At 54.2% G+C, this 21,073-nt stretch carries 15 protein-coding genes and 1 pseudogene; 9 read left to right on the top strand and 7 right to left on the bottom strand.

Going from position 1 to position 21,073, the window contains the following annotated elements:
• Positions 1–66: 66 nt before the first annotated feature.
• The 6 genes from AC2FLJ_RS21270 to AC2FLJ_RS21245 all read right to left on the bottom strand — a co-directional run bounded on the left by AC2FLJ_RS21270 (position 67) and on the right by AC2FLJ_RS21245 (position 8,449).
• Positions 67–1,614: an adenylate/guanylate cyclase domain-containing protein gene (locus AC2FLJ_RS21270; protein ID WP_496707515.1), complete on the bottom strand. Its 1,548-nt coding sequence runs from the start codon at positions 1,612–1,614 to the stop codon at positions 67–69.
• Between the two features lie 6 nt (positions 1,615–1,620).
• The gene (locus AC2FLJ_RS21265; RefSeq protein ID WP_058273434.1) at positions 1,621–1,986 is read right to left on the bottom strand and encodes a response regulator; all 366 of its coding nucleotides are present in this window, start codon (positions 1,984–1,986) and stop codon (positions 1,621–1,623) included.
• A gap of 18 nt (positions 1,987–2,004) precedes the next feature.
• Positions 2,005–4,692: a response regulator gene (locus tag AC2FLJ_RS21260; RefSeq protein ID WP_496707513.1), complete on the bottom strand. Its 2,688-nt coding sequence runs from the start codon at positions 4,690–4,692 to the stop codon at positions 2,005–2,007.
• A 14-nt stretch (positions 4,693–4,706) separates the two neighbouring features.
• A complete protein-coding gene (locus AC2FLJ_RS21255) occupies positions 4,707–5,456 on the bottom strand; it encodes a Tll0287-like domain-containing protein (protein WP_496707511.1) in 750 nt (249 codons plus the stop codon).
• 321 nt (positions 5,457–5,777) lie between these two features.
• A complete protein-coding gene (locus AC2FLJ_RS21250) occupies positions 5,778–6,869 on the bottom strand; it encodes an aminomethyl transferase family protein (RefSeq protein WP_496699228.1) in 1,092 nt (363 codons plus the stop codon).
• A gap of 11 nt (positions 6,870–6,880) precedes the next feature.
• Entirely contained in the window at positions 6,881–8,449 is a 1,569-nt protein-coding gene (locus tag AC2FLJ_RS21245; RefSeq protein WP_496699230.1) for a trimethylamine methyltransferase family protein, read from the bottom strand.
• A gap of 103 nt (positions 8,450–8,552) precedes the next feature.
• On the opposite strand from AC2FLJ_RS21245, the gene AC2FLJ_RS21240 reads away from it, so the two are divergent.
• The 5 genes and pseudogenes from AC2FLJ_RS21240 to AC2FLJ_RS21220 all read left to right on the top strand — a co-directional run.
• Positions 8,553–9,425 carry a LysR substrate-binding domain-containing protein gene (locus AC2FLJ_RS21240; protein ID WP_496699232.1) on the top strand — a complete coding sequence of 291 codons (873 nt, stop codon included), beginning with the start codon at positions 8,553–8,555 and terminating at the stop codon, positions 9,423–9,425.
• Between the two features lie 72 nt (positions 9,426–9,497).
• Positions 9,498–10,037, top strand: coding sequence for a dihydrofolate reductase family protein (locus tag AC2FLJ_RS21235; protein WP_496707509.1), 540 nt, complete (start codon positions 9,498–9,500; stop codon positions 10,035–10,037).
• Positions 10,034–10,606, top strand: a complete 573-nt coding sequence (locus AC2FLJ_RS21230) for a TetR/AcrR family transcriptional regulator (RefSeq protein WP_496699236.1) — start codon at positions 10,034–10,036, stop codon at positions 10,604–10,606. The genes AC2FLJ_RS21235 and AC2FLJ_RS21230 overlap by 4 nt, the downstream gene beginning before the upstream one ends.
• A gap of 570 nt (positions 10,607–11,176) precedes the next feature.
• Entirely contained in the window at positions 11,177–14,377 is a 3,201-nt protein-coding gene (locus AC2FLJ_RS21225) for an ATP-binding protein (RefSeq protein ID WP_496699238.1), read from the top strand.
• A 28-nt stretch (positions 14,378–14,405) separates the two neighbouring features.
• Positions 14,406–14,504, top strand: a pseudogene (locus AC2FLJ_RS21220) (IS5/IS1182 family transposase); the annotation flags it as partial.
• 88 nt (positions 14,505–14,592) lie between these two features.
• Here the strand turns inward: AC2FLJ_RS21220 and AC2FLJ_RS21215 are convergent.
• Positions 14,593–15,561 carry a LysR family transcriptional regulator gene (locus AC2FLJ_RS21215; protein WP_496699240.1) on the bottom strand — a complete coding sequence of 323 codons (969 nt, stop codon included), beginning with the start codon at positions 15,559–15,561 and terminating at the stop codon, positions 14,593–14,595.
• Between the two features lie 129 nt (positions 15,562–15,690).
• Between AC2FLJ_RS21215 and AC2FLJ_RS21210 the strand changes: the two genes are divergently transcribed.
• The 4 genes from AC2FLJ_RS21210 to AC2FLJ_RS21195 all read left to right on the top strand — a co-directional run bounded on the left by AC2FLJ_RS21210 (position 15,691) and on the right by AC2FLJ_RS21195 (position 21,008).
• The gene (locus tag AC2FLJ_RS21210) at positions 15,691–16,698 is read left to right on the top strand and encodes a TAXI family TRAP transporter solute-binding subunit (RefSeq protein WP_496699242.1); all 1,008 of its coding nucleotides are present in this window, start codon (positions 15,691–15,693) and stop codon (positions 16,696–16,698) included.
• Between the two features lie 81 nt (positions 16,699–16,779).
• Positions 16,780–18,993 (top strand): TRAP transporter permease, encoded by a 2,214-nt coding sequence (locus AC2FLJ_RS21205; protein ID WP_496699244.1) that lies wholly within the window; start codon positions 16,780–16,782, stop codon positions 18,991–18,993.
• Positions 18,994–18,997: 4 nt separating this feature from the next.
• A complete protein-coding gene (locus tag AC2FLJ_RS21200) occupies positions 18,998–20,236 on the top strand; it encodes an NAD(P)/FAD-dependent oxidoreductase (RefSeq protein WP_496699246.1) in 1,239 nt (412 codons plus the stop codon).
• Positions 20,237–20,264: 28 nt separating this feature from the next.
• Positions 20,265–21,008 (top strand): aspartate/glutamate racemase family protein, encoded by a 744-nt coding sequence (locus tag AC2FLJ_RS21195; protein ID WP_496707505.1) that lies wholly within the window; start codon positions 20,265–20,267, stop codon positions 21,006–21,008.
• The last annotated feature ends 65 nt before the right edge of the window (positions 21,009–21,073 follow it).

Below are 21,073 nucleotides of genomic sequence, written 5' to 3'. Positions count from 1 at the left end.
GGCCAAGTTCCAACTCGAAATTATCAAACGGTCGAACTGATGGGGCTCAGAACCGTGTCACAAGCCTTAAGATACGAAGTAGGATGTTATTTCTCCCACTCCTTTTACAAAATGAGTTTGCGCTTCCGCGTTGGACAAATGGTCACCCAGTGCATCTTTGGTTTCCTCGGAGATGTGGATGTGCCCTGACCTTCCCGTGGCCTCGAGACGGCTGGCAAGGTTCACGGTTTCCCCCCAAACATCATAAATTGAACGTTTTCGCCCAATCAGACCAGCAATGACGGGTCCGGAATGGATACCGATGCGGATTTGCAAACCCGCGCTACTAACTGTGCTGTCGGACATCGTTCTCAGGATGTCACGTGCAAAGCTTATTGCCGCTATCGCGTGGTCCTCGCGACGCAAAGGAATACCCGATGCCGCCATGTAGGCGTCTCCAATCGTCTTGATCTTTTCGATACCGTGCAGGGTGGCCAGGTCATCAAATGCAGTGAACAAGTTTGACAATTCCAGGATCAGGTCACCGGCGTCCATGCGGGCTACTAGTGGTGTAAATTCCACGATATCCGCGAATATTATGGTGGCGCCGACGAAACGATCAGCGATGTTTGTCTCGCCATCGTTTAGTCGTTTGATAACCGGCGCGGGCAGCATCGAGTGCAGCAATTTGTCTGCCCTGTCACGTTCGTAGGTGATCTCATTTGTGAACGCCAATTCCTTAGCGCGCCAGCGACTGCGTTCCATGCAGGCATCCACGCGCGCGTGCAGTAACACCGGGTCGATAGGTTTTGGCAAATAGTCTTCAGCGCCGACACTGATACATTTGGCGATAGCGTTTGTCTCGTTCAGACCTGAAACCATGACCACGGGTATTTCGCGCCAAGACGGATCTTTTTTCATTCTTTCGAGGACGTCGATGCCATTTACCTCTGGCATTAGGATATCCAACAGAACAAGGTCGAAGCCCTCGCGATCTAGTGCTTCAAAAGTTTCGCTGGCCGAGCCGACCGATCGCACACTGTGTCCTCGGCGCTCTAGCAAACGAGTCAGGATTTCCCGATTAGCCGTCTCGTCATCGATCACCAAGATACGCCCGGTCAGGGCTTCGCGACCGGCATCTGAGCTCGCAAGGCTGCGTTCAAGGCTGGCCGCAATTTCCTGATCCCGGTCACTGTCCTCAGCGCTTTGCGGAATGTCCGCATCACTGATGGTGCTGTCGATCTGTAGCGCCAGCTTACGCGCTTCGCTCAGGATCGCGTTTATGTCGCTGCGAGCCGAAGGCTTCAGATCTGCCTCGAAATCATCCAGAACCATTTCGGAATAACCAATGATCGCATTGATCGGTGAGCGTAAATCATGCCGTAATTTTGCCTGAGCGTCTTTGTCGGCCGAGATTTGGTGCGCACTTTTCCCCAACAATTCGATCATCTGAACAAGGTTGCTGGCGGCGGCGCCAATCTTTTGCAAATCCTTTAACGCGGCTTCTGGCCCAGTTTTGCGCACCTCCTCGATCAGCAGGTTATGAAACCCTACGATCGCTTCTGACGGCCCATTGAGGTTTTGGGAAATGCGGGTAGCTAGTGCCAACTTGTCTTTTCGGTTCTTGGAAACCATGCCGCGCTACCCGTCCAGCAGTTTTTTAATAATCTCCAGCAACCCAGGCAGTTCGATCGGCTTGGTATAGAATTCGTCGCATCCTGCCTCCATGGCTTTGTCGCGATCACTTTGCATCGCATGGGCAGTTAAAGCGACAACTGGGATAGTTTTCGTGTCTGGGTTTGCTTTTATTTGTCTTGTCGCCTCCCAACCGTCGATTACGGGCAGGCTCATGTCCATTAAAATCAGATCTGGTTTATCCGATAGGGCTTGTTCGACGCCAGCCTGACCATCGCGGGCCGATACGGTTTCGTATCCTTTTCTTTGGAGCCGACGCGACAGCATATCGAGGTTCATATCGTTGTCTTCCACAATAAGTATCTTTGCCATCGCCTTAAACTTTCCGACTTATGAATAGTCCTGTAACTGACGTTTCAGCGCCGCAATCAGATCACCTCGACCAGTATCTCCTTTGCGGATGACCTCATCTGAATGGGCTTTCAACCAATCCAGCTCGTCCCGCGTCAGATCCTTAGACGTGGCTACGATAACCGGCAAATCGGCAAGCCCATCAGTTGTGCGAACCGTTTTTAGCACATCGAAACCGTCCACATTAGGCATCATAATGTCCAATACCATCAGAGTCGGCCTTTTGGATTTCAACTGGCTGAGCGCGCCGTGACCGTCTGCCGCCTCGCGCACTGTCCAACCATTGCGCGTCAAAATACGGCGAAACAGGTTCCGCGTAGACATATCGTCGTCAACGATCAGCACGTCTTTGTCGCGACCCGAGGCGATTGAATCTAGCGTTGCGATCAGCCGAGCTGGATCAATCGGTTTTATCAGGTGTTCGATCGCCCCAAAAGCAAGGCCCATGTCGCGATCCGCGACAATTGTGGCCAAGACGACGGGTGTCTCGCACAGCTTCGAGTCTGCCTTGAGTTCTTTCAACATAGACCAGCCGTCGCGTTCGGGCATAATAACATCCAGTAGAATAACGTCAGGCTTTTGCGCGCGTGCCATTTCCATGCCCGCCTCCGCATTTGATGCCATCAAGACATCATACCCTTCCTCGCGTACGATTTGTGCAACCGCGTCTCGTGCGTCTTCTTCATCATCCACGATCAGAACGCGGCCCAAAGCAGTGTCCGGTGACGCTTCACTGCGATCGGCAACCAATGTGGACACAGCAGCATAGCGCGCCGGGATTTCAAAAGAGAAGGTCGATCCAACACCCTCTTTGCTATCGACTGTGATGTGCCCGCCCATCATACGCGTAAATTCCTGCGCAATGGCGAGCCCGAGCCCGGTGCCTCCGAAATTGCGCGTAGTAGACTGATCAGCTTGTACGAACGCCTGGAACAGCTTGTCGCGTTGCTCCGACGTCATTCCGATACCTTCATCTCGCACCGCAAATCGAAAGAAATCCGTATCATTCTTCCGGAGTTTAGAGACGAGAAGCTCGATCTTACCACCTTCAGTAAACTTCGCCGCGTTGGACAACAGGTTGAAAAGGTTCTGCCGGAGCTTGGTTTTATCGGTTTCGATCTCGTCAGTGTCTTCGAGATCACAAGAGAGAACCAGTTCATTTCCATTCTTGCTCACCAAGGGAACCACCGTCGACGCGACTTCGTCCAACAACGGCCGGAGTGCGAAGCGTTCCGGGTACATTTCCATTTTGCCCGCTTCGATCTTGGACAGATCAAGAACGTCGTTGATGAGCGAGAGCAGATGTCGCCCGGATGCCATGATCTTCTCCAGATCATCCGTCGCAGTCTCGAATCCCATGTCCTGAGCATCTTCAGACAGCATTTCGCTATAACCGATGATCGCGTTCAAAGGAGTGCGCAACTCGTGGCTCATGGAAGCCAGGAACTGGCTTTTGGCCGAGCTGGCGGCGATCGCCTGCGCGTTGGCATCTTCAAGTTGTTCCTGTTTGGACTTAAGGTCAGAAATATCGCTGTAAACAGCGACCGTGCCCCCGTCGGGCGTCTGGCGTTTCGACACCTGAATCCATGCGCCACCCAGCAAGACTTCTTGGCGATCTCCGTCAGGTCTGCGATGTCGTGCAAGCCGGCTGCTAATCCACTCTTCGTCAGGAACATCGCCGGTATCCACCGATTTTCGTTCCAGTTGCAGCCGCAAGATGTCTTCGAACCGGGTGCCTGGAACCAAAATGTCGTCCACATGTGCGAAAATGCTGCGGAACCGATCATTGAAGAGTATGAGCTCGTCTTCGTTGTCGAACAATGCAAACCCGTCTGGAATTGTTTCAATTGCTGTCAGAATCGTATTGCGCTGCGCACGCGCTTCTTCTTCTAGTTCGCGCCGTTTGTCCTGGCTGTCGCGAAGCGCTCTAAGCGCTTGGGACATCCGACCTAGCTCATCAGGGCCTTCGGGCGGCAGCGCGACATCCCGTTCACCCCGGATTAGGCCTGAAATCGCAATGTTGATTGCATGCAGTGGTACAACGATCGACCTTAGAGCACGCCACGTAAGAAGCGCTCCCAATATCACAATGATAACACATGCAATGATCGCTCGGTTCATCGCTGCCTTGGCGGCAATCGTTGCTTCATTTCTGGTTTGGTCGGCGCTTTCAGATAGGTCATCGACCAATTGCGTCAGCGTCTTGTCGACGGCATCACTGGCCACTCGGGCCTGTGCAAGTAAAGTATTTCCCAGCACTCTGTTGCCGTCGGTGTAAGCATCGGCTGCTTGCATGGAAGTATCGTAATAGGAGTTTGCCTGCTCTTGTACGCTGGCTGCGGACTCGGGTGCAAAATCGGAGAGCTGTTCGAGGCTGCTATTGAGCTTTGTACTTGCTTCGTTGGCGCGCCGCTCCGAAAGTGTCAGTAAGCTGACAGAAAGATCCGTCAGCCAGTACCTCATCTCTCCAAATTGACGATCTGCCTGGCCTGCCACTTCCAGCCGGTGAAATTCAGTATTTGCGTCCTGTATGCGGGCCTGGTTACGCGCCAGATCGTAGACCATCACGATAGTGCTCACGACCAAAGCAGCTAACAGTAGCGCCGACAGTGATCCTATGCGCACCGGAATAGTATTTTCGGACACCCACCGCCAATTGTTACTCACACCAGATTCTTGTTTCATCTAAAAAGGGTTATGCTAATTGCACCCGCCAGATCACCAAGTTGCCCACCTTCCTTTGGGAAACCAGTTACATCCGTTTCACCCGCTGGCGATCCGTGGCATGAAAGACAGGACTCAGAGTAGTATTCTGGAATCAGCATACGGAAAGCAGGTGTTCCAGAAACGTTAGTTTCTTCGAAAAATGGCTGCCCTTCGGTCCAAGATGTGTCCTTGAACTTTTCCTCTATGACCGAGTTTTCCCAAGTATCCGGACGGGCCATGCGATTGCGGACAAGTTCTGAAGGCGCCGTTACCTTGACCATGGCAGACGTGCCAATTTCATCAGCGAACTGTTCATTTACCAACCGCGCAAAAACCGCCGGAATAAATCCTTTGAATGCCACTCCCTCGGCATTTATTATCTCTTGGTTTGCGTCGATTACCGTGACCATAGCGTCCAGCTGCGTTTCTGTAAGCTTTTGCTCCAGTGGGTCCAACCCATCATGCAGTGGTGGTTCACCATTGGCCTCCAAGTAGGCCTCAATAACTTGCTCGTAGAACACATCACCGGACAGCCCTTTGTCGGTAATATCCGGATTGTTGATTAAGTCCTGACTGTTCGACACGACACTTCTGCCGGCCCGTAGCACTGCCGCCAGTCGGTTGCCCGTTTCAACTTCTTCGGCGGTTTGCGCCGCAACACCGTCCAGACTAAGCGGCCAGATTGTACTCAGAACGACCGCTGCTTTCAAAATTTGTTTTTTCAATAGACCAACGCCCCCACGTAAAGTCGAGTGCAGTGACAATAAGATAGACTAGCAAAAAATCGCCAAACTGTCTTATGAATTCGGCCCGAATGGAGTGTGCAGCCAAAAATGGCGTGTAGGATGTGACGGAAGAGCTAGTAACCGCGTTGCTTGTGCACCAAATAACTTTGTCCGAAAATCAGACATCGACCCTGCCTTTTGAAAAACCGATGCCGCCCGAAAGAGCCGCAACGCAAAGTGGCAAGATCGATCCGTGAACCATACCGAGACATTGCTGGCGAGGCTGGAACACAGGTACCGTCGCTGCAGGCCAAGACTTCCCTAACTATGTGTGCGAGCTTTTTCAGGGTCGTAAATTGGGCTGGACACAATTGTTGCGTTTGTGGCGAAATCACTTCCTGAGACCTTTAGAGTGGACCCGATTTCAAGCCCTGGATGAACATGCGCAAGCGCAAGCGATTTGTTCAGGCGGCGAGAGTAACAGGGGCTGTTGATAACCCCAATATTTTCGCCGTCCAGGGACAGTCTCTCCCCACCTTCGACCATGTCGGAGTGATCGATGTCCAGACAGACATTGTTGACTTTTTCGGCGCCTTTCGAGGCCATGACCATCGACTTGCCTCGGAAATCGCCCTTTGTCCTGCTGACGGTGAAGCCGAGGCCGACCTCCCACGGGGAGTTTTCATCGGTCATGTCGTAGCCATAAAACAACAGCCCGGCTTCGATACGCACCTTGTCCAGAGCAGTGAAAGAACAGGGCATGACGCCTGCATCCGCCAGTTTGTCCCAGATGTCGGTGATCACCGCACCGCCCGCAAAAATCTCGTAGCCGCGTTCGCCCGAATATCCGGTACGCGAAATACGGCAGGGATGACTAAAGAGCACAGCAGGCGCATGTTCAAAGTAGCCCAGTTTGGCGAGATCGATGTCGATATGAGCATTGAGGATATCCAGCGAGGCCGGCCCCTGCACGGACAGGTCATGCAAGTCGTCGGTAAATTCGACCTGGACGTCACGCCCTGCCGCCGAAGCCTCCAAGAGCGCCATGGTGTCACCGGAACCATGTACGATCATCCACTCGTTGTCGCCGTTGTTGGACACGATTGCATCATCGGCGATCCCGCCGTTGTCAGTCAAAAGGCAGAGATATGCTGCCTTCCCCGGTGCGAGTTTTGACAGATCCCGTGTGGTTAGGTGGTCAAGCACGGCAAGGGCGTCAGGACCACGCACGAACACTTTCTTCAAAGGTGACATATCAAACATGCCTGCGCGTTCACGGACTGCATCATGTTCATCATTGGGGTCAGTGTCATAGGTCCAGGCCGTGCCCATGCCATTCCAATCCTCCAGTCCCGAGCCAAGCGCAGTGTGGCGTGAGGCAAGGGCAGACGTGCGGCTGAGTTCCTTGGTCATGTTAATCCTTTCTAGTACCATTCGTCCGGCATTCGCGCTTTGCGATCTGACACGAAGTCTTCAAGCGCGGCCTGGATTCCGGGTTCCATTTCGGGGCATTGATAGTCGTTCAACATCTGACGCCACCGCCTGGTGGCGCGTTGATCTGCTGTAAGAGCACCATTTTCGGACCAGGTTTCGAAGGGTCCGGCGTCAGAAATCTGTGGCTCAAAATTCGCCGTCGCGTAGTGCCGCAGCGTGTGATTGGTCGACAGGAAATTTTCGCCTGGGCCCGTTTCAAAATAGGCATCACGACCAAATGCTTCGTCGTTCATTTCGAAGCCCTGCAGCAATTTCAGCATCGCGCCACAGTGGTCGAGATCCATGATGAATTTCTCGTAGGACATCACAAGCCCACCTTCGAGCCAGCCCGCCGCATGCCAAACCTGATGGGCTCCGGACAAAAGCGTGGACCACATGGCACCGGTGCTGTCCTGCATCGCGTGGCCGTCGGGCGCATTGGAGGCGGTGATATGCCCGCCGCCGGAACGCACAGGCACGCCAAGCCTTCGTCCCAATTGTGTAAGCGCCATCGTAGTCATGTTCGCCTCTGGCGATCCAAAGGTCAGAGCGCCCGTACGCAAGTTCATTGTGGAGTGGAACGAGCCGAACACCACCGGACAACCAGGGCGCACCAGTTGCGCAAGCGCAATGCCAACCATCGCTTCTGCCAGAGTTTGCGCCGCCACCGCGGCCGGCGAAAGCGGGCCCATAGCGCCCGCGAAAATGGCAGGGGAGACGCAAACACATTGGCCTGCCCCCGAATAGATACGCAGAGCTGACGACATGGTATCATCATAAACCAGCGGCGAATTGACGTTGATATTGGCCTGCATCACTGTGTGGCGCTCAATGAAGTCGCGCCCAAAGACCAAGCGTGCCATCTCGATACTATCCCGCGCACGCTCGGGTGCTGTGACAGATCCCATAAAGGGCTTGGTCGACAGTGTCAGATGCGCCAGCATCATGTCCAGATGTCGTTTGTTCACCGGTACATCTGTCGGCTCGACCACCGTGCCGCCGGAATGGTGCAGGGCAGGGGCAGTGTAGGCCAGCTTGACGAAATTGCGGAAGTCCTCCAACGTCGCATAGCGGCGGCCATTCGCCAGATCGCTGACAAACGGAGAGCCATATCCCGGCATCAGCACAACGTTGTCGCCGCCAAGTGTCACTGTTTTGGCCGGGTCTCGGCCATGCAACTGAAATTCACAAGGGGCGGTAGCGCAAAGCGCGCGGACGTGACCCGGTTCAAACCGTACACGTTCGCCATCGATGCGTGCACCGGTTTGGGCGAAGTGATCCAGCGCGGTACGATCCCCCCGGAACTCGACACCAATATTGTTTAGAATCCAATCGGCTTGATCTTCGATCCGGGTCAGTGCCGTTTCGCTCAGAAGATTATATGCAGGTATCTTGCGCCCCGTGAACGGCGTGCTTTCAGAGGGCTCATTGTCACGGGCCAAGCGGCGTCGGCGTACGCGTCTGCGGTGTCCCGCCGGTGTTGATGTGTCTGCTACAGCGTTCAAAGGATCCAACGTCATCTTTTCGTTTCACGCAACTAGATGCAAATTTTGGGCTTAAAAAATTGCCTTGAAAATCGAAAATTTCTTTTCTCAGTGTTCAGAAAATTTGTACGCTGTACTCATGACTGCCCGCTTTCATCACCACGACCTGCTTAGGCTATTTGCCGAGATCGCCCGCTATTCCAGCTTTTCGACGGCAGCGTCGGCGCTCAATATGACAAAGGGCGCGATCAGTTATCAGATCAAAACGCTTGAGGCCGATCTGGGGATGGCTTTGTTTCAGCGCACAGCGCGTGGTGTCACACTCACCGGTGAAGGACTGAAACTGCTCGCAATCTGCCAGACCCGATACGAAGAAATCGAAACCGAAATTCAGGCGTTGAAAGGGATTTCATCACGCTCTTTGACTGTTGGTGTCTCGACCTATTTCGCTGCGCGCTGGCTGTCGCCGCGCCTTATGTCATTCATGCAAAGCCACCCGGACGTGCAGCTTCGCATTCAACCGATGGTCGAGTTTTCGCAGACAGAGATGCAGGAAGTGGACCTGGCAATCAGGTGGGGCAACGGGAATTGGAGCGACGGCACCGTTACACCGTTCATGCACTTACGGCCCTATCCTGTAGGTAATCGGTTGGCAGCTGACCTGGTGAATGAGTTGGGAATAGAAGGCGCAATGTCGCAACTTACGTTGCTGAGAGATCGTGATGACAGCAGCGCCTGGTCAGATTGGCTGAACGTCGCAAAGCTTCCTCGGCAAGCAAGGAGAGATGTGCTGATCGTTCCTGACCCGAATGTCCGGGTGCAAGCGGTCATCGACGGACAGGGCATCGCTTTGATGGATGACTTGGTTGGGGAAAACTTGAATGGGGCAGGGCTGTTTAGGTTGTCGGAAACCGTTCTGCCTGAATACGGGTATTTCTTAGTTCAACCGCACAGAACCGCTCCAATTGGCGCAGTGCGGGCATTCTCGGATTGGGTTTTGAGCCAAACCTGATGGTATTCCCCCTTGAGCGTTGTCAAAGATATTATTATACGGCATATAAAAAATTTGAAGGAGATCCCGACGATGCCCACAGGACACATTATGATGGCAATGAGTCTGGACGGCTTTGTTGCAAGGTCGGATCACAGGCTGGATTGGTTGGATAAGCAACCCACCAAGGATGAAGATCACGGGTTCACAGCCTTTCAGGACAGTGTCGATGTGATCGTAATGGGGTCGGGATCATACCGGACGGTTAGGGGGTTTGGAGCGTGGCCATACACGAAGCCGGTGGTGGTTCTCAGTCGTTCGATGACAGCCGACGACATCCCTAATGACCTACGTGAGAAGGTTGAGGTTTCAGACAAAACACCAACCGAATTGATGAAGAGCTTTGACGCGCGTGGTTTCAGTCGAGTTTACGTGGATGGCGGAGCAATCATCTGTTCATTCCTCAAAGCTGGGCTGATTGAAGACATGCGGATCACTTTGATTCCCATCCTGATTGGTGAAGGCATTCGGATATTCGGCGAGACACAAGGCGACGTTGATCTAGAACTGGTTTCGGTTAGCAGCTTTCCCTCTGGCCTGGTGGATCTCGAATACAGATTGAAAATCAGATGACGAAAACTGCCCCACCGGGGCGGCCGCCAAAGGCTGAGCAGCGCCTTTCGAAACAGTTGATCCTGCAGACTGCATTGCCGATCGCCCAAAGCGCAGGTGTTGATACGCTGTCCTTTCGCATACTTGCCGATCAACTCGGCGTCACTCCGATGGCCGTGACCTATCACGCAGGTAGCAAGAAACAGCTTTTGACCGATCTGGTAGAAGTGGCGTTTGCAGGCGTGTTGGATGGTGTGGGCGGAAGTGCTCCGGTCAAGCGTGCCCGCGCAATTATGGCGACTTACTATGCATACGCTTTGAAGAACGCCAATTTACTCCGTGCCATCCTGGACGATGTGACGCTCATGAGCGCGGACCTTATGAACGTGGCGGTAGAACTAAAGGCCAGCACGGACCAACTTGAAAACAGCGATGGCGGTAACGTCCTTGTTCACGTGCTCATCGACTATGCACATGGGTTTGTACTCTCTGCATCCAGCGGAGAAAACAATCCGCTCACAATAGATGACTTTCTGTGTGGGATCGACTGGATTCTTGGTCAAGCGGCAGGTGATGTCAGGTCGATCTGAAATGAAGAACATACGCATCAGAAGCGCCCGCCGGAACAACGTAAAAGACGTGGATATCAACATGAGGTCATGTCTTCGCGTCCGCAGCGAATGGTAGCAATGCGAGCTGCAAGCGCAGCATGGCGAGAACTTAACAAGTGACCACTCTGGGCCGTCCCGGATCTTGGCCGACACCTACCTGCTATCATGGAAGCCGCAATGCGGCCCTTCGAACCTGCCGACCCCCGCGGGCGCAGAACCTTGGAGTCAGGTGCACTCACACACCGCGGTTAACTAGCACGTTTGCAATTTCGACAAACTATCAAATAGTTCCCTGCCCGACGATGCGGTTCCGAGAGTTTTCTACACAGGTAATTTTTTTGAATGCTCTTTTGTTCAGCCGCATTCTGGCTTTCTCATCTCTAGGTCTCAAGCCAACCTAGTTGGCTCTCTGTTCTTAGCCCACATGCCATATATGGCGATATCTTTTGCGATTTGTGCAAACTCGACGTCTGGGGATTACTGATTGCCCAAACCTTCTTGATCGGGAAAACTACGGTTCTTAGACCCTCGTCGAGGACCCGTCACCTAATGTCAGATCTCGTTGAATGGCTGTCACGAATGAAGCTCCTTAATCTGGAGCCGGTTCTGGTCGAGAATGAGGTCGATCTTGATATCCTTTTTGATCTAACAGATGAGGACATGCGCGAGATCGGCCTTTCACTGGGCGCGCGTAAGCGGTTGCGGACTGCCATTGATGCTGGAGAACCCAATCAATCTCATTCTGACGCGACCAGTGTGACGGAAATCAAACGCGAGGCCGAGCGTCGCCATCTAACGACTCTGTTTGTGGATCTGGCCGGATCAACGGCATTGTCGGCGCGGCTGGACCCCGAAGACATGAGCGAGGTGATCAAGCACTATCAAAACACGGTCGCCGGTATTGTCACACGTTATGAAGGGAATGTAGCCAAATATATGGGTGATGGTGTCCTGTGCTATTTTGGTTGGCCGGTGGCGCATGAAGACGACGCCAAACGCGCTGCACGCTCCGCGTTGGAAATCGTAGGATCGATCGCCGAAATGCGCACCCCTGATGGGCAGGCACTATCTGCTCGAGCCGGAGTGGCGACCGGCATGGTTGTCGTCGGCGACCTCATCGGGGAAGGGGCATCGCGGGAAGAAACTGTTGTTGGCGACACGCCAAACCTTGCTGCACGCCTTCAGACATTGGCCGAGCCGGGACAGGTTCTGGTTCCGGAATCGACTAAGCAATTGATCCAAGACACGTTCGAGTTAGAAGAGTTAGGTCATTTCGACGTTAAGGGATTGGACTCGCAGGTACCAGCCTGGAGGGTGGGAACTGAGCGCAGCCTAGAAAGCCGTTTCGAAACGGAAGATCTCAATCCCGTTTTGCCCATGATCGGGCGGGATCATGAATTGGGGCTGATCATGGATCGCTGGCAGCGCGCAACTTCTGGCGAAGGCCAAGTCGCTGTCCTTATTGGTGAGGCAGGCATCGGCAAGTCCAGGCTGACACGTGCCGTCATTGATGCGGTCTCAACGCAGGATCATTTTCGGATGAACTATCACTGCTCTCCCTATCACACGGATTCGAGTTTCTTTCCTGTTGTCCAGCAGCTTACACATGCCATGAGCCACCAGAAAACCGACTCGGCAAGTGTAAAAGTCGAAAAGCTCCGCCAGCAACTCCGGGCTGCCGATCCAAAGATCATTGCTGAACTCCTTCAGATTGAGGCGGGTCCATCCGCCGAAAAGCCCATTCTGACGCCACAACAGCTTCGCGTCCGGATCATGGAAGAAACTTCGGCAGAAGTGCAGGCCCTTTCACGAGAAAAACCAGTTCTGCTGGTGGTGGAGGACGCACACTGGTGCGATGCCTCGACGCTTGCGATGTTAGAAGCCTGTTTGGACCGGATTGCGGCCGAGCGGGTCATGATCTTGATTACGGCAAGGCCGACTTTCCAGCACGCTTTTGGAGGCCACCCAATTGTATCCAAGCTAACATTGAACCGGCTGGGCTCGGAGCAGATCGAAGGTGTTCTCGCAAAGATATCTGGTGGAAAAACCCTTCCCGACGAACTGATCCGGGAAATCATCCACCGAACTGACGGCGTGCCACTGTTTATCGAGGAACTGACAAAGACCATATTGGAGTCCGGCGATCTTATTGAGACCGAGGACAGTTTCCAACTCACCGGTCCCATCGACCGGGTGACTATACCTGCGACATTGCATGATTCCCTCATGGCCCGGATCGACCGGCTTCAGCCGGTTAAAGAAATCGCCCAGATAGCCGCCTGCATCGGCCGAAGTTTCGACCGAGCCTCCTTGGCAAAAATCGCCCGCGTCGATGATCTGACGCTGGACGATGCGCTGGGACAGCTTGAGCGCAGCGAACTTGTATTTCGGCGGGGGATTCCTCCGGACGCGACATATGTATTCAAGCATGCTCTGGTTCGGGACGTAGCCTATGAAAGCTTGCTGAAACGCCGACGTCTGGAAATCCATCACCGACTTACGGATCTGTTTGAGGCTGACCCGAATGCACCCCCGGAATTGATCGCACATCATGCGACTGAGGCTGGGTTGAGGGAAAAGGCCATTACTTTATGGGGCGAGGCCGCCAGAAAAGCTCAGGCCCGACCGGCATATATTGAGGCGGGAAATCACCTGCGAAATGCCCTGACGCTGGTGGCGGGTTTACTGGACAAACCGGATTGGCGCGAACGAGAGCTGGCGCTTCTGGTGCAACTCGCGCAGGTACATATCGCGAAGGATGGCTATGCATCAGCTGAAGCCAGCGAAGCATTCTCGAAAGCACTGGAACGGATAGAGGCAACCAAGGACCCGGAACTCACGGTCGCAATCTACTATGGGACCTGGATCGCGCCATATATCGGCAACGATCTGCACAAAGCGTTCGATCTGGTTTCGAGACTGGTAAAGGACGTGGCGAACGAACCTGACCCGATCCCAAAACTGATTTCTCGCCGGATGCGGGCTGCGACCCTGATCGCCAAGGGCCGGTCTGCTGAGGCACTTCAAGATCTCGAAGTCGCTTATGAGCTCTATCATTCGGCCGAGATCGTAGATTTCTCTACGAAATTCGCTCAGGATCCGGGTGTGCAGATCTGGTGCTACATGCTCCTTGCACAATGGATGTGCGGCGACGAAGACATGGCACGGCAGACCTGCGACAAGGCTCTTGCCCGAGCCCGCGAGCTCAAACATGCCAACACAATCTGTTACGCAGGTCTGCACGCAGTCACCCTGACGATCTGGATTGGCGACATAGAAAACGCAACCGAGATCAATGAGGAAATGCGACGGGTCTCGGACGAGCACGACATGGCGTTGTGGAAAGATTTTGTTGCCATTCATGACGCTGTCCTAGCCTGCATGACCGATGTGCCCAGTGCTGTCCATCAACTGGACAAGGCCTTAGAAGAGTATCGCGCAAAAGGATGCTGGCTTTGGGTAACGCTCTATTTGGCTGAACACGCGAAAGCCCTTCTCAGGGCCGGTGATCCTAGCGCTGCCCAACGTACAGTGGATCGCGCATTGCGAGAACAGGATATCACAGGAGAACACTGGGCTGAGGCTGAGTTGCTCCGTATCAAAGGAGAAATCAGTGCAGCACAAGGAGATATCGATTCAGCAAATGCCGCCTTTGACCAAGCTATCTCGGTTGCCCAAAGTCAAAAGGCGCAAATGTTGATCGAGCGCGCGGTTCGTTCAAAACAAAGTCTCCGGGACGCAAACGGTTGAGCAAACGGTTTCCTCGTTCGGATCATGGAACGTGAGGCTGCCCTATCGCGTTGGCAATAGCCCGCTGAACCTGCTCTTCGACAGTACAGGCATCAAGGCGGTAGGGGAAGTTGGGTGGAACGCTCGCAATTTGAGCAAAACAGCCTCGGATAAAAGCACATTGGTCATTGCCGATATTCGTTCTTATTGGATTTCAGGTCGCAATCCTCACAGCTTTAATTCTGTTCGCGCTGCGCATCATCAACCGATGTTGCGTGAGGGTTTGCCTGCACCGCCTCCAATTTCTTTAACACTTCTGCTTTCCAGCCAGCTTTAATCTGAATTGCCAATTGGGACGGTGGTCGGTGGTCGGGTTCGAGGAGAGCGTATTCATATCTTAGCGGTTTCTCGAAAGGTAAAAACACAAGCTTTCCGTTGGATAGATTAAGCTCTTTTTCGGTCGCAACAGTCAGCGGGTCAACGATGCTGCAACACTGCCCCGAACTGACAAAGGGGATAAGAGGTAGAAAATACTGGCAGGTAACAGTCTGATTGTACTCCGCGGCAACGTCCTCGAACTCCTGCCGGACTTTCCGTTGGAACGGGTGTGAAGGATGCAGGCCGCCCATTGGCGTTCCGTCAAGATCCGATAGTGTCAGGATCTTGCGCGACGCAAGAGGATGTTGACAGTCAATAGCACAGAAGCAATCAGCCCGGATAAGTTCAGCGGAATACTGGGGTTCTTTGCCGGCTGAATGCTCGAAGTCAGCAAAGCCGAAGTCGATATTTTGCGTCCCGGCAAGCTCCATAATCTGCGGTGAGCTGCGTGTCGAAAGCGTGATGCGAATATCGGGGTTTTCACCAACTGATTGGCTTATGAAACGTGGGAACAAAAAGGCAGATGGACCCGGCATCGTTGCAATATTCAAGCTTCCGGCATGCCCTTTGATGAGTCCTTCCATCGTGCTGGAGATTGTCGCCAGGCGGTCCAAAATACCCGTAGTTTCGGCTAAGAGATAGTGCGCCTCGGGGACTGGCACCAATCGTCTTCCCTTACGTTCGAACAACGTCAGACCCAATGTCTTTTCAAGGTTTTTCAACGCTAGGCTAATCGCAGGCTGCGTGCGATTTAGTTTCTTGGCGGTTTGAGAGATGGAGCCGGTCTCCATCACCTCACGAAATACAGTTAGCTGAGTTAGGTTCATATTTTTAAATATAAGCAAAACTTTAGTTTAGTGAAATATAACAAATTTGTATTTATGCAGTTTGTCTCTACGCTTGCGGGATCGAAGTTTGGGAAAACCAAAACCGAAATTCCAACAAGGGAGATGATAATGAAATTTGTGAAATGCTTGACTGGTCTTGCATTGGCGGGCGCGCTGGCAGCACCCGCGCTGGCGCAGGACCCAACGTTCTTCCGTATTGGCACTGGTGGCGCTGGCGGCACTTACTTCCCCATCGGTGGCACCATCGCAAACGGAATCTCCGCCCCTCCAGGATCGCGCCCGTGTGAAGAAGGCGGCCAGTGCGGTGTTCCGGGCCTGATCGCGATCGCGCAATCCACCACCGCTTCGGTCTTCAACAATGCCGCCGTGCAGAACGGAGAACTTGAGGCCGGGCTGGCTGCAGCCGACGTCACGCGTTCGATGTATCTGGGTGAAGGTAAGTTCGAAGGTAAACCTCATCCCAAACTGCGCATCATCGCCAATCTGTTCCCCGAAGACCTGCACCTGGTGCTTCCGGCCGGCTCGACGATTAACGATCTGAGTGATCTGGAAGGCAAGCGCGTTGGCATTGCGCAGGCTGGTTCCGGCACGCAGGTTGCCGTTTTGCAGATGCTGGATGCTTGGGGCGTTAACCGTGACAACATGGATGAGGCCGAGCTGAACAACAGTCAGAGCGCCGAACGTCTGGCCGATGGTCAGCTTGATGCCTATTTCTATGCCGCAGGCTGGCCGGTTGCAGCGATGGTGCAGCTATCTTCGACCAAAGGTATGAACCTGCACTCCTTCTCCGACGAAGATCTGGGCAAGATCAACGAGATCATTCCGGCCTATATCCCCTCAGCCATTCCAGGTGGCGTGTATGAAGGCATCGACAGCGAAACCAAGACCCCTGCTGTCAGCGCGATGCTAGTTGTGTCATCAGACCTGTCCGACGACCTGGTCTATGAGCTGACCAAGGCGATGTGGAACGACAATACCCGCAAGCTACTGGACAACGGCCATGCTAAGGGCAAGCAGATCACCCCTGATACTGCCTTGGATGGTGTCGAAGCACTGGGCGTTCCGCTGCATCCGGGTGCGGAGAAGTTCTACAAAGAAGCCGGGCTTCTTCAGTAACCTGATCTCAACTCAACTCATCGTCCGGTGCCCCTAGTCGGGGCGCCGCACACTCGAAATACGCGAAATCAGGGGGCCATCATGTCCACAACTCAAAATCTTGATGACCACGAGCTCACAGCCGAAGAACTAGCGGCTATCGAAGAACAGTTCGACGAGGGTGCCGCCGTCCGGCAGGTTACGCCGACAACCGGCAAGGTCCTGCGCGTTGTGGCCCTGATCTTTGCGTTTTACGAATTCTTAACGGCCGGTTTTGGCCTGCCGGCCGATCACTGGCACATGGGCATCTATCTGGCTCTACTGTTCATTCTGGTCTACGCGACAATCCCGATTATCGGGGCCAAAAGCCTTTATGCGCTTAAGGTCAGCCGGTTCCGGATCGGCAACATCCCTCTTTACGATCTGGTCTTCATGGCTCTTGGGATCATAGCGGCGCTGTATGTGGGCGTCGCCTGGCGTGGCATTCCGTTTCTTGGGATTGAGGAACAGACCTTCCGTATGGGTAACCCCAACAGTTATGACGTGATTTTGGGTGTGATCATCATCCTGCTGGTGCTGGATATCGCACGCCGCACGCTTGGTTGGGTACTGCCGCTGATCATCTGCGTATTTATCTCATACGCTTTGCTTGGGCCGTATTTCCCCGGATTGTTGCAGCATCCTGGCGTGAACTTCAAAACCTTCGTTTCGTCGATGTACTTCCCGCAGGAGGGCATCTACGGCGTCACGTTGTGGGTTGTCTCGACGATCGTCTTCCATTTCGTGTTGTTCGGCGTGATCGCGCAACGCACCGGGTTAGGTCAACTTTTCATCGATAACGCCACCATTTTGGCGGGCCGCTATACCGGCGGTCCGGCAAAAGTGTCGGTGGTATCCTCGGCCTTCTTCGGCACGATCTCGGGTTCTTCGGTGGCCAACACCGTATCAACCGGCGCGCTGACAATTCCCAACATGAAGCGCCTTGGATACCCCGGCCATTTTGCGGGTGGGGTCGAGGCTGCTTCCTCGGCGGGTGGTCAGATCACTCCGCCGATCATGGGTGCCGCTGCCTTTATCATGGCAGAGTTTCTTGAGGTTCCCTACACCACCATCGTTATTGCTGCGATTTTCCCAGCACTCCTGCACTATGTTGGCGTCTTTGCTGTCGTGCACCTGATGGCACGCAAGCTGAATCTCAAAGGTCTCACCAAAGAGCAACTGCCGCAGCTCAAAGCCGTCTGGGCCGAAGGCTGGGCCAACATAGTGCCCCTGATCGGCCTGCTAGTGGTTCTGTTCACGGGTTACACGCCCTTCATGTCGGCCTTCTGCGGCATATCACTTGCTGTAATCGCGGGCATGTCGCGCTTGAGGCAACCTCCGACACTGATCTACGCGGCAGCGTTCCTCAGCTTTGTACTGTGGAAGTTCTCAGACGGCGGCTTTGACCTGACCATGACAACAATCCTGTGCGGATTGACGGTGGTCGCAACATTGAACCCTCAGAAACGCATCGAAGTGCCCGAGATGCTGCAGGCGGTAGAATTGGGTGTGAAATACTCGCTAGCCGTGGGTGCCGCCGCTGCTGCGGTTGGTATCGTGGTAGGCGTGATCAACACCACTGGCATCGGGTTCCGTATCGGTTTCATGGTTACGCAGGGCGCAGGCAACCTGGCATCGGATCTGTACAACATGATCTCGTTCGGCAGCTTCCAGTTCTTTGCGATGGAAGACTTACAATTGTTCATCTCATTGGTGTTCATCGCCGTCGTCTGTATCTTGATGGGCGCGGGCATTCCGACCACCGCGCTGTACATCATGCTTGTGTCAGTGGCGCAGCCTGCGCTGGCGCAACTGGGTGTTCCACCCATCGCCAGCCACCTTTTTGTGCTCTACTATGGTGTGGTGTCCGAGATTACACCACCGGTCTGTACTTCAGCCTATGCCGCGGCTGCCATTGCGAACTCGAACCCGTTCCGAACTGGTCTTTCTGCCTTCACCCTTGGATTGGGCAAAGTGATAGCGCCTATGGCCTTTGTTTATGCGCCGGTGCTGCTATTCGTGTCCTCAACCGGGTTTAACCTGTGGGAGTTCACCTATACCGCGACCAGTTGCATCGCCGGGGTTATTGCCCTGTCGGCAGCTGTGGTTGGGTATTGGTTGAGTCCGCTGAATATCGCATCGCGCATTCTGTTGGCCATCGCTGGGATTATCTTTGTTGCGCCTAGTCTGACGGCAGATCTGATCGCGATGGCTGTGGCCTCGCCGGTCATTGTCACCCAACTAATCGCCCGCAATCGCAGTCACTCACCGGCCTGAATCGATGACAGAACAAGTGACTATCATCGGCGCAGGGATCGTCGGCATTTGTTGCGCTTTGTCGTTACAGGAACGCGGCATTCCGGTTCGATTGATTGACCGTGGTGAACCAGGTCAGGAAACATCGTTTGGCAATGCAGGTGTCGTCTCACCGTGGTCAATCATTCCTCAAGCGACGCCGGGTATATGGAAATCACTGCCCCGGATGCTGCTGGACCCAAAAAGCGCGCTTTCGGTCAAGCCTGGCTATTGGGCCAAAATGATCCCCTGGGGGCTGCGGTTTTTGCGAAACTCCGGTGAAAAGTCAGTGCGCGAAATCTCGGACGCGATGGAGCTTTTGTGCCGCCCTTCTATCGACCTGTATCGGCGTCATCTTCAAGGCACCGGGCACGAAAACCTGATCACTGACAGCTACTATATTCACGCTTTTCGCCACCGGAAGCAGGCTGATCTGAATGGGCTTGGATATCTGATCCGCCAGGAAAAAGGAGGCGATCTGGAGTTTGTCGATGGTGCCGAGTTGCGCGGCCTGGAACCTGCACTGTCAGAGGAATTCAAAGCCGCGATCGTGATCAAAGGTCAGGCACGCGTAACCTCACCAGGACGTGTGGGGGCAATTCTGGCAGAAAAAGCGCGCTCGCAAGGCGCCGAAATAGTTCAAACCGAAGTCACCAAACTGACACCGGCTGGAGATGGTGGTTGGCAGATTACAACCTCGCAGGGCACGTTGCGTGCCGCCAGCATCATCCTCGCGGCCGGTGTGTGGTCCGCCGACCTGCTGAAACCACTGGGGATGCCTGTGCCGCTTGTGGCCGAGCGGGGTTACCACGTCGAATTCCCTAAGCCCTCGGCCCAATTGAACAATTCGGTCATGGATGTAGACGCAAAGGTGGTCGCAAGTTCCATGCAGGACGGTCTGAGAGTCGCTGGCACGGCTGAATTTGGTAGCGTCGACGCGCCCGCTGATCCTCGCAAGAAAAAAATCCTGACCGAACAAGCCAAGGCCATGGTCCCAGGCCTCAATACAGGCGAGGCACAATTTTGGATGGGTCGACGCCCGTCCTTTCCGGACAGTTTGCCGGCCATCGGACCAGTTAACGGGCGGGAAGGGCTCTATACCGCGTTCGGGCATTCTCACTATGGGCTGATGATGGCCCCGAAAACCGGCGAGCTTGTGGCCGATCTTGTGTCCGGTCGCAGCCCAAACATCGATTTGGCCCCGTTTTCTCTGGCCCGGTTCTAAAGTTTCAAATCAGAAGGATCCGATGATTATGCCAATCTACAACGGTGGTCAGAACATCTGCGGGGCGTCAATTGGTGTACTGTGCCTTGAAAGCTATTTTCCAAAACCACCGGGCCATATCAAGAACCCTTCCAGCCTGCCATTTCCGGTTCTGTATGAGATGATCGACGGTGTGACGGTCCCGACCTTGCTGAACAACCCTTCGCCCGAGTTACTGGCACCGTTCATCGAAGGCGCCAAGCGGCTTGAGGCTGAAGGCGTGCGCGCCATAACTGGCAGTTGCGGCTTTCTAGCCTTGTTTCAAAAAGAATTGGCTGCTGCGGTTTCAGTGCCTGTCTTTGCCTCCAGCCTAATCCAAGTGCCGCTGGCCTTTCAAATGACCGGTGCCAACGCGCCAGTGGGCGTGCTAACCGCGGATGCATCCGCATTGACGCCCCGGCATTTCGAAGGTGTCGGTGCATCAGGTGTTCCTGTGGCCGTGAAGGGATTGGAGGATACAACAGAATTCGCCGAAGTGATTTTGCGGAACACACGGACCCGGATGGATACGGACCTGATCGAAACCGAGGTCTTGGATGCGGCCCGTAGTCTGGTTCTGGAAGCTCCGGACATTCGGTCGTTGGTTTTGGAATGCACGGATCTGCCGCCTTACGCATCGCGGCTTCAGGAAGAACTGCAGCTTCCTGTATTTGACCTGACCACACTGGCGCAAATGGCGCACGCTGTGACGACCCGGGCGCAATACTCGGGACTGATGCCGTGGCAACGCTGACTGTGCCAAAATGGTCAATGATGGACCCTGGCCGGGAACTCAGGATATCTGAGGGCTTGCGACAT

The sequence above is a fragment of the Ruegeria sp. CDSA034 genome, assembly GCF_059612275.1.
This window is presented reverse-complemented; position numbering and strand designations above follow the sequence as displayed.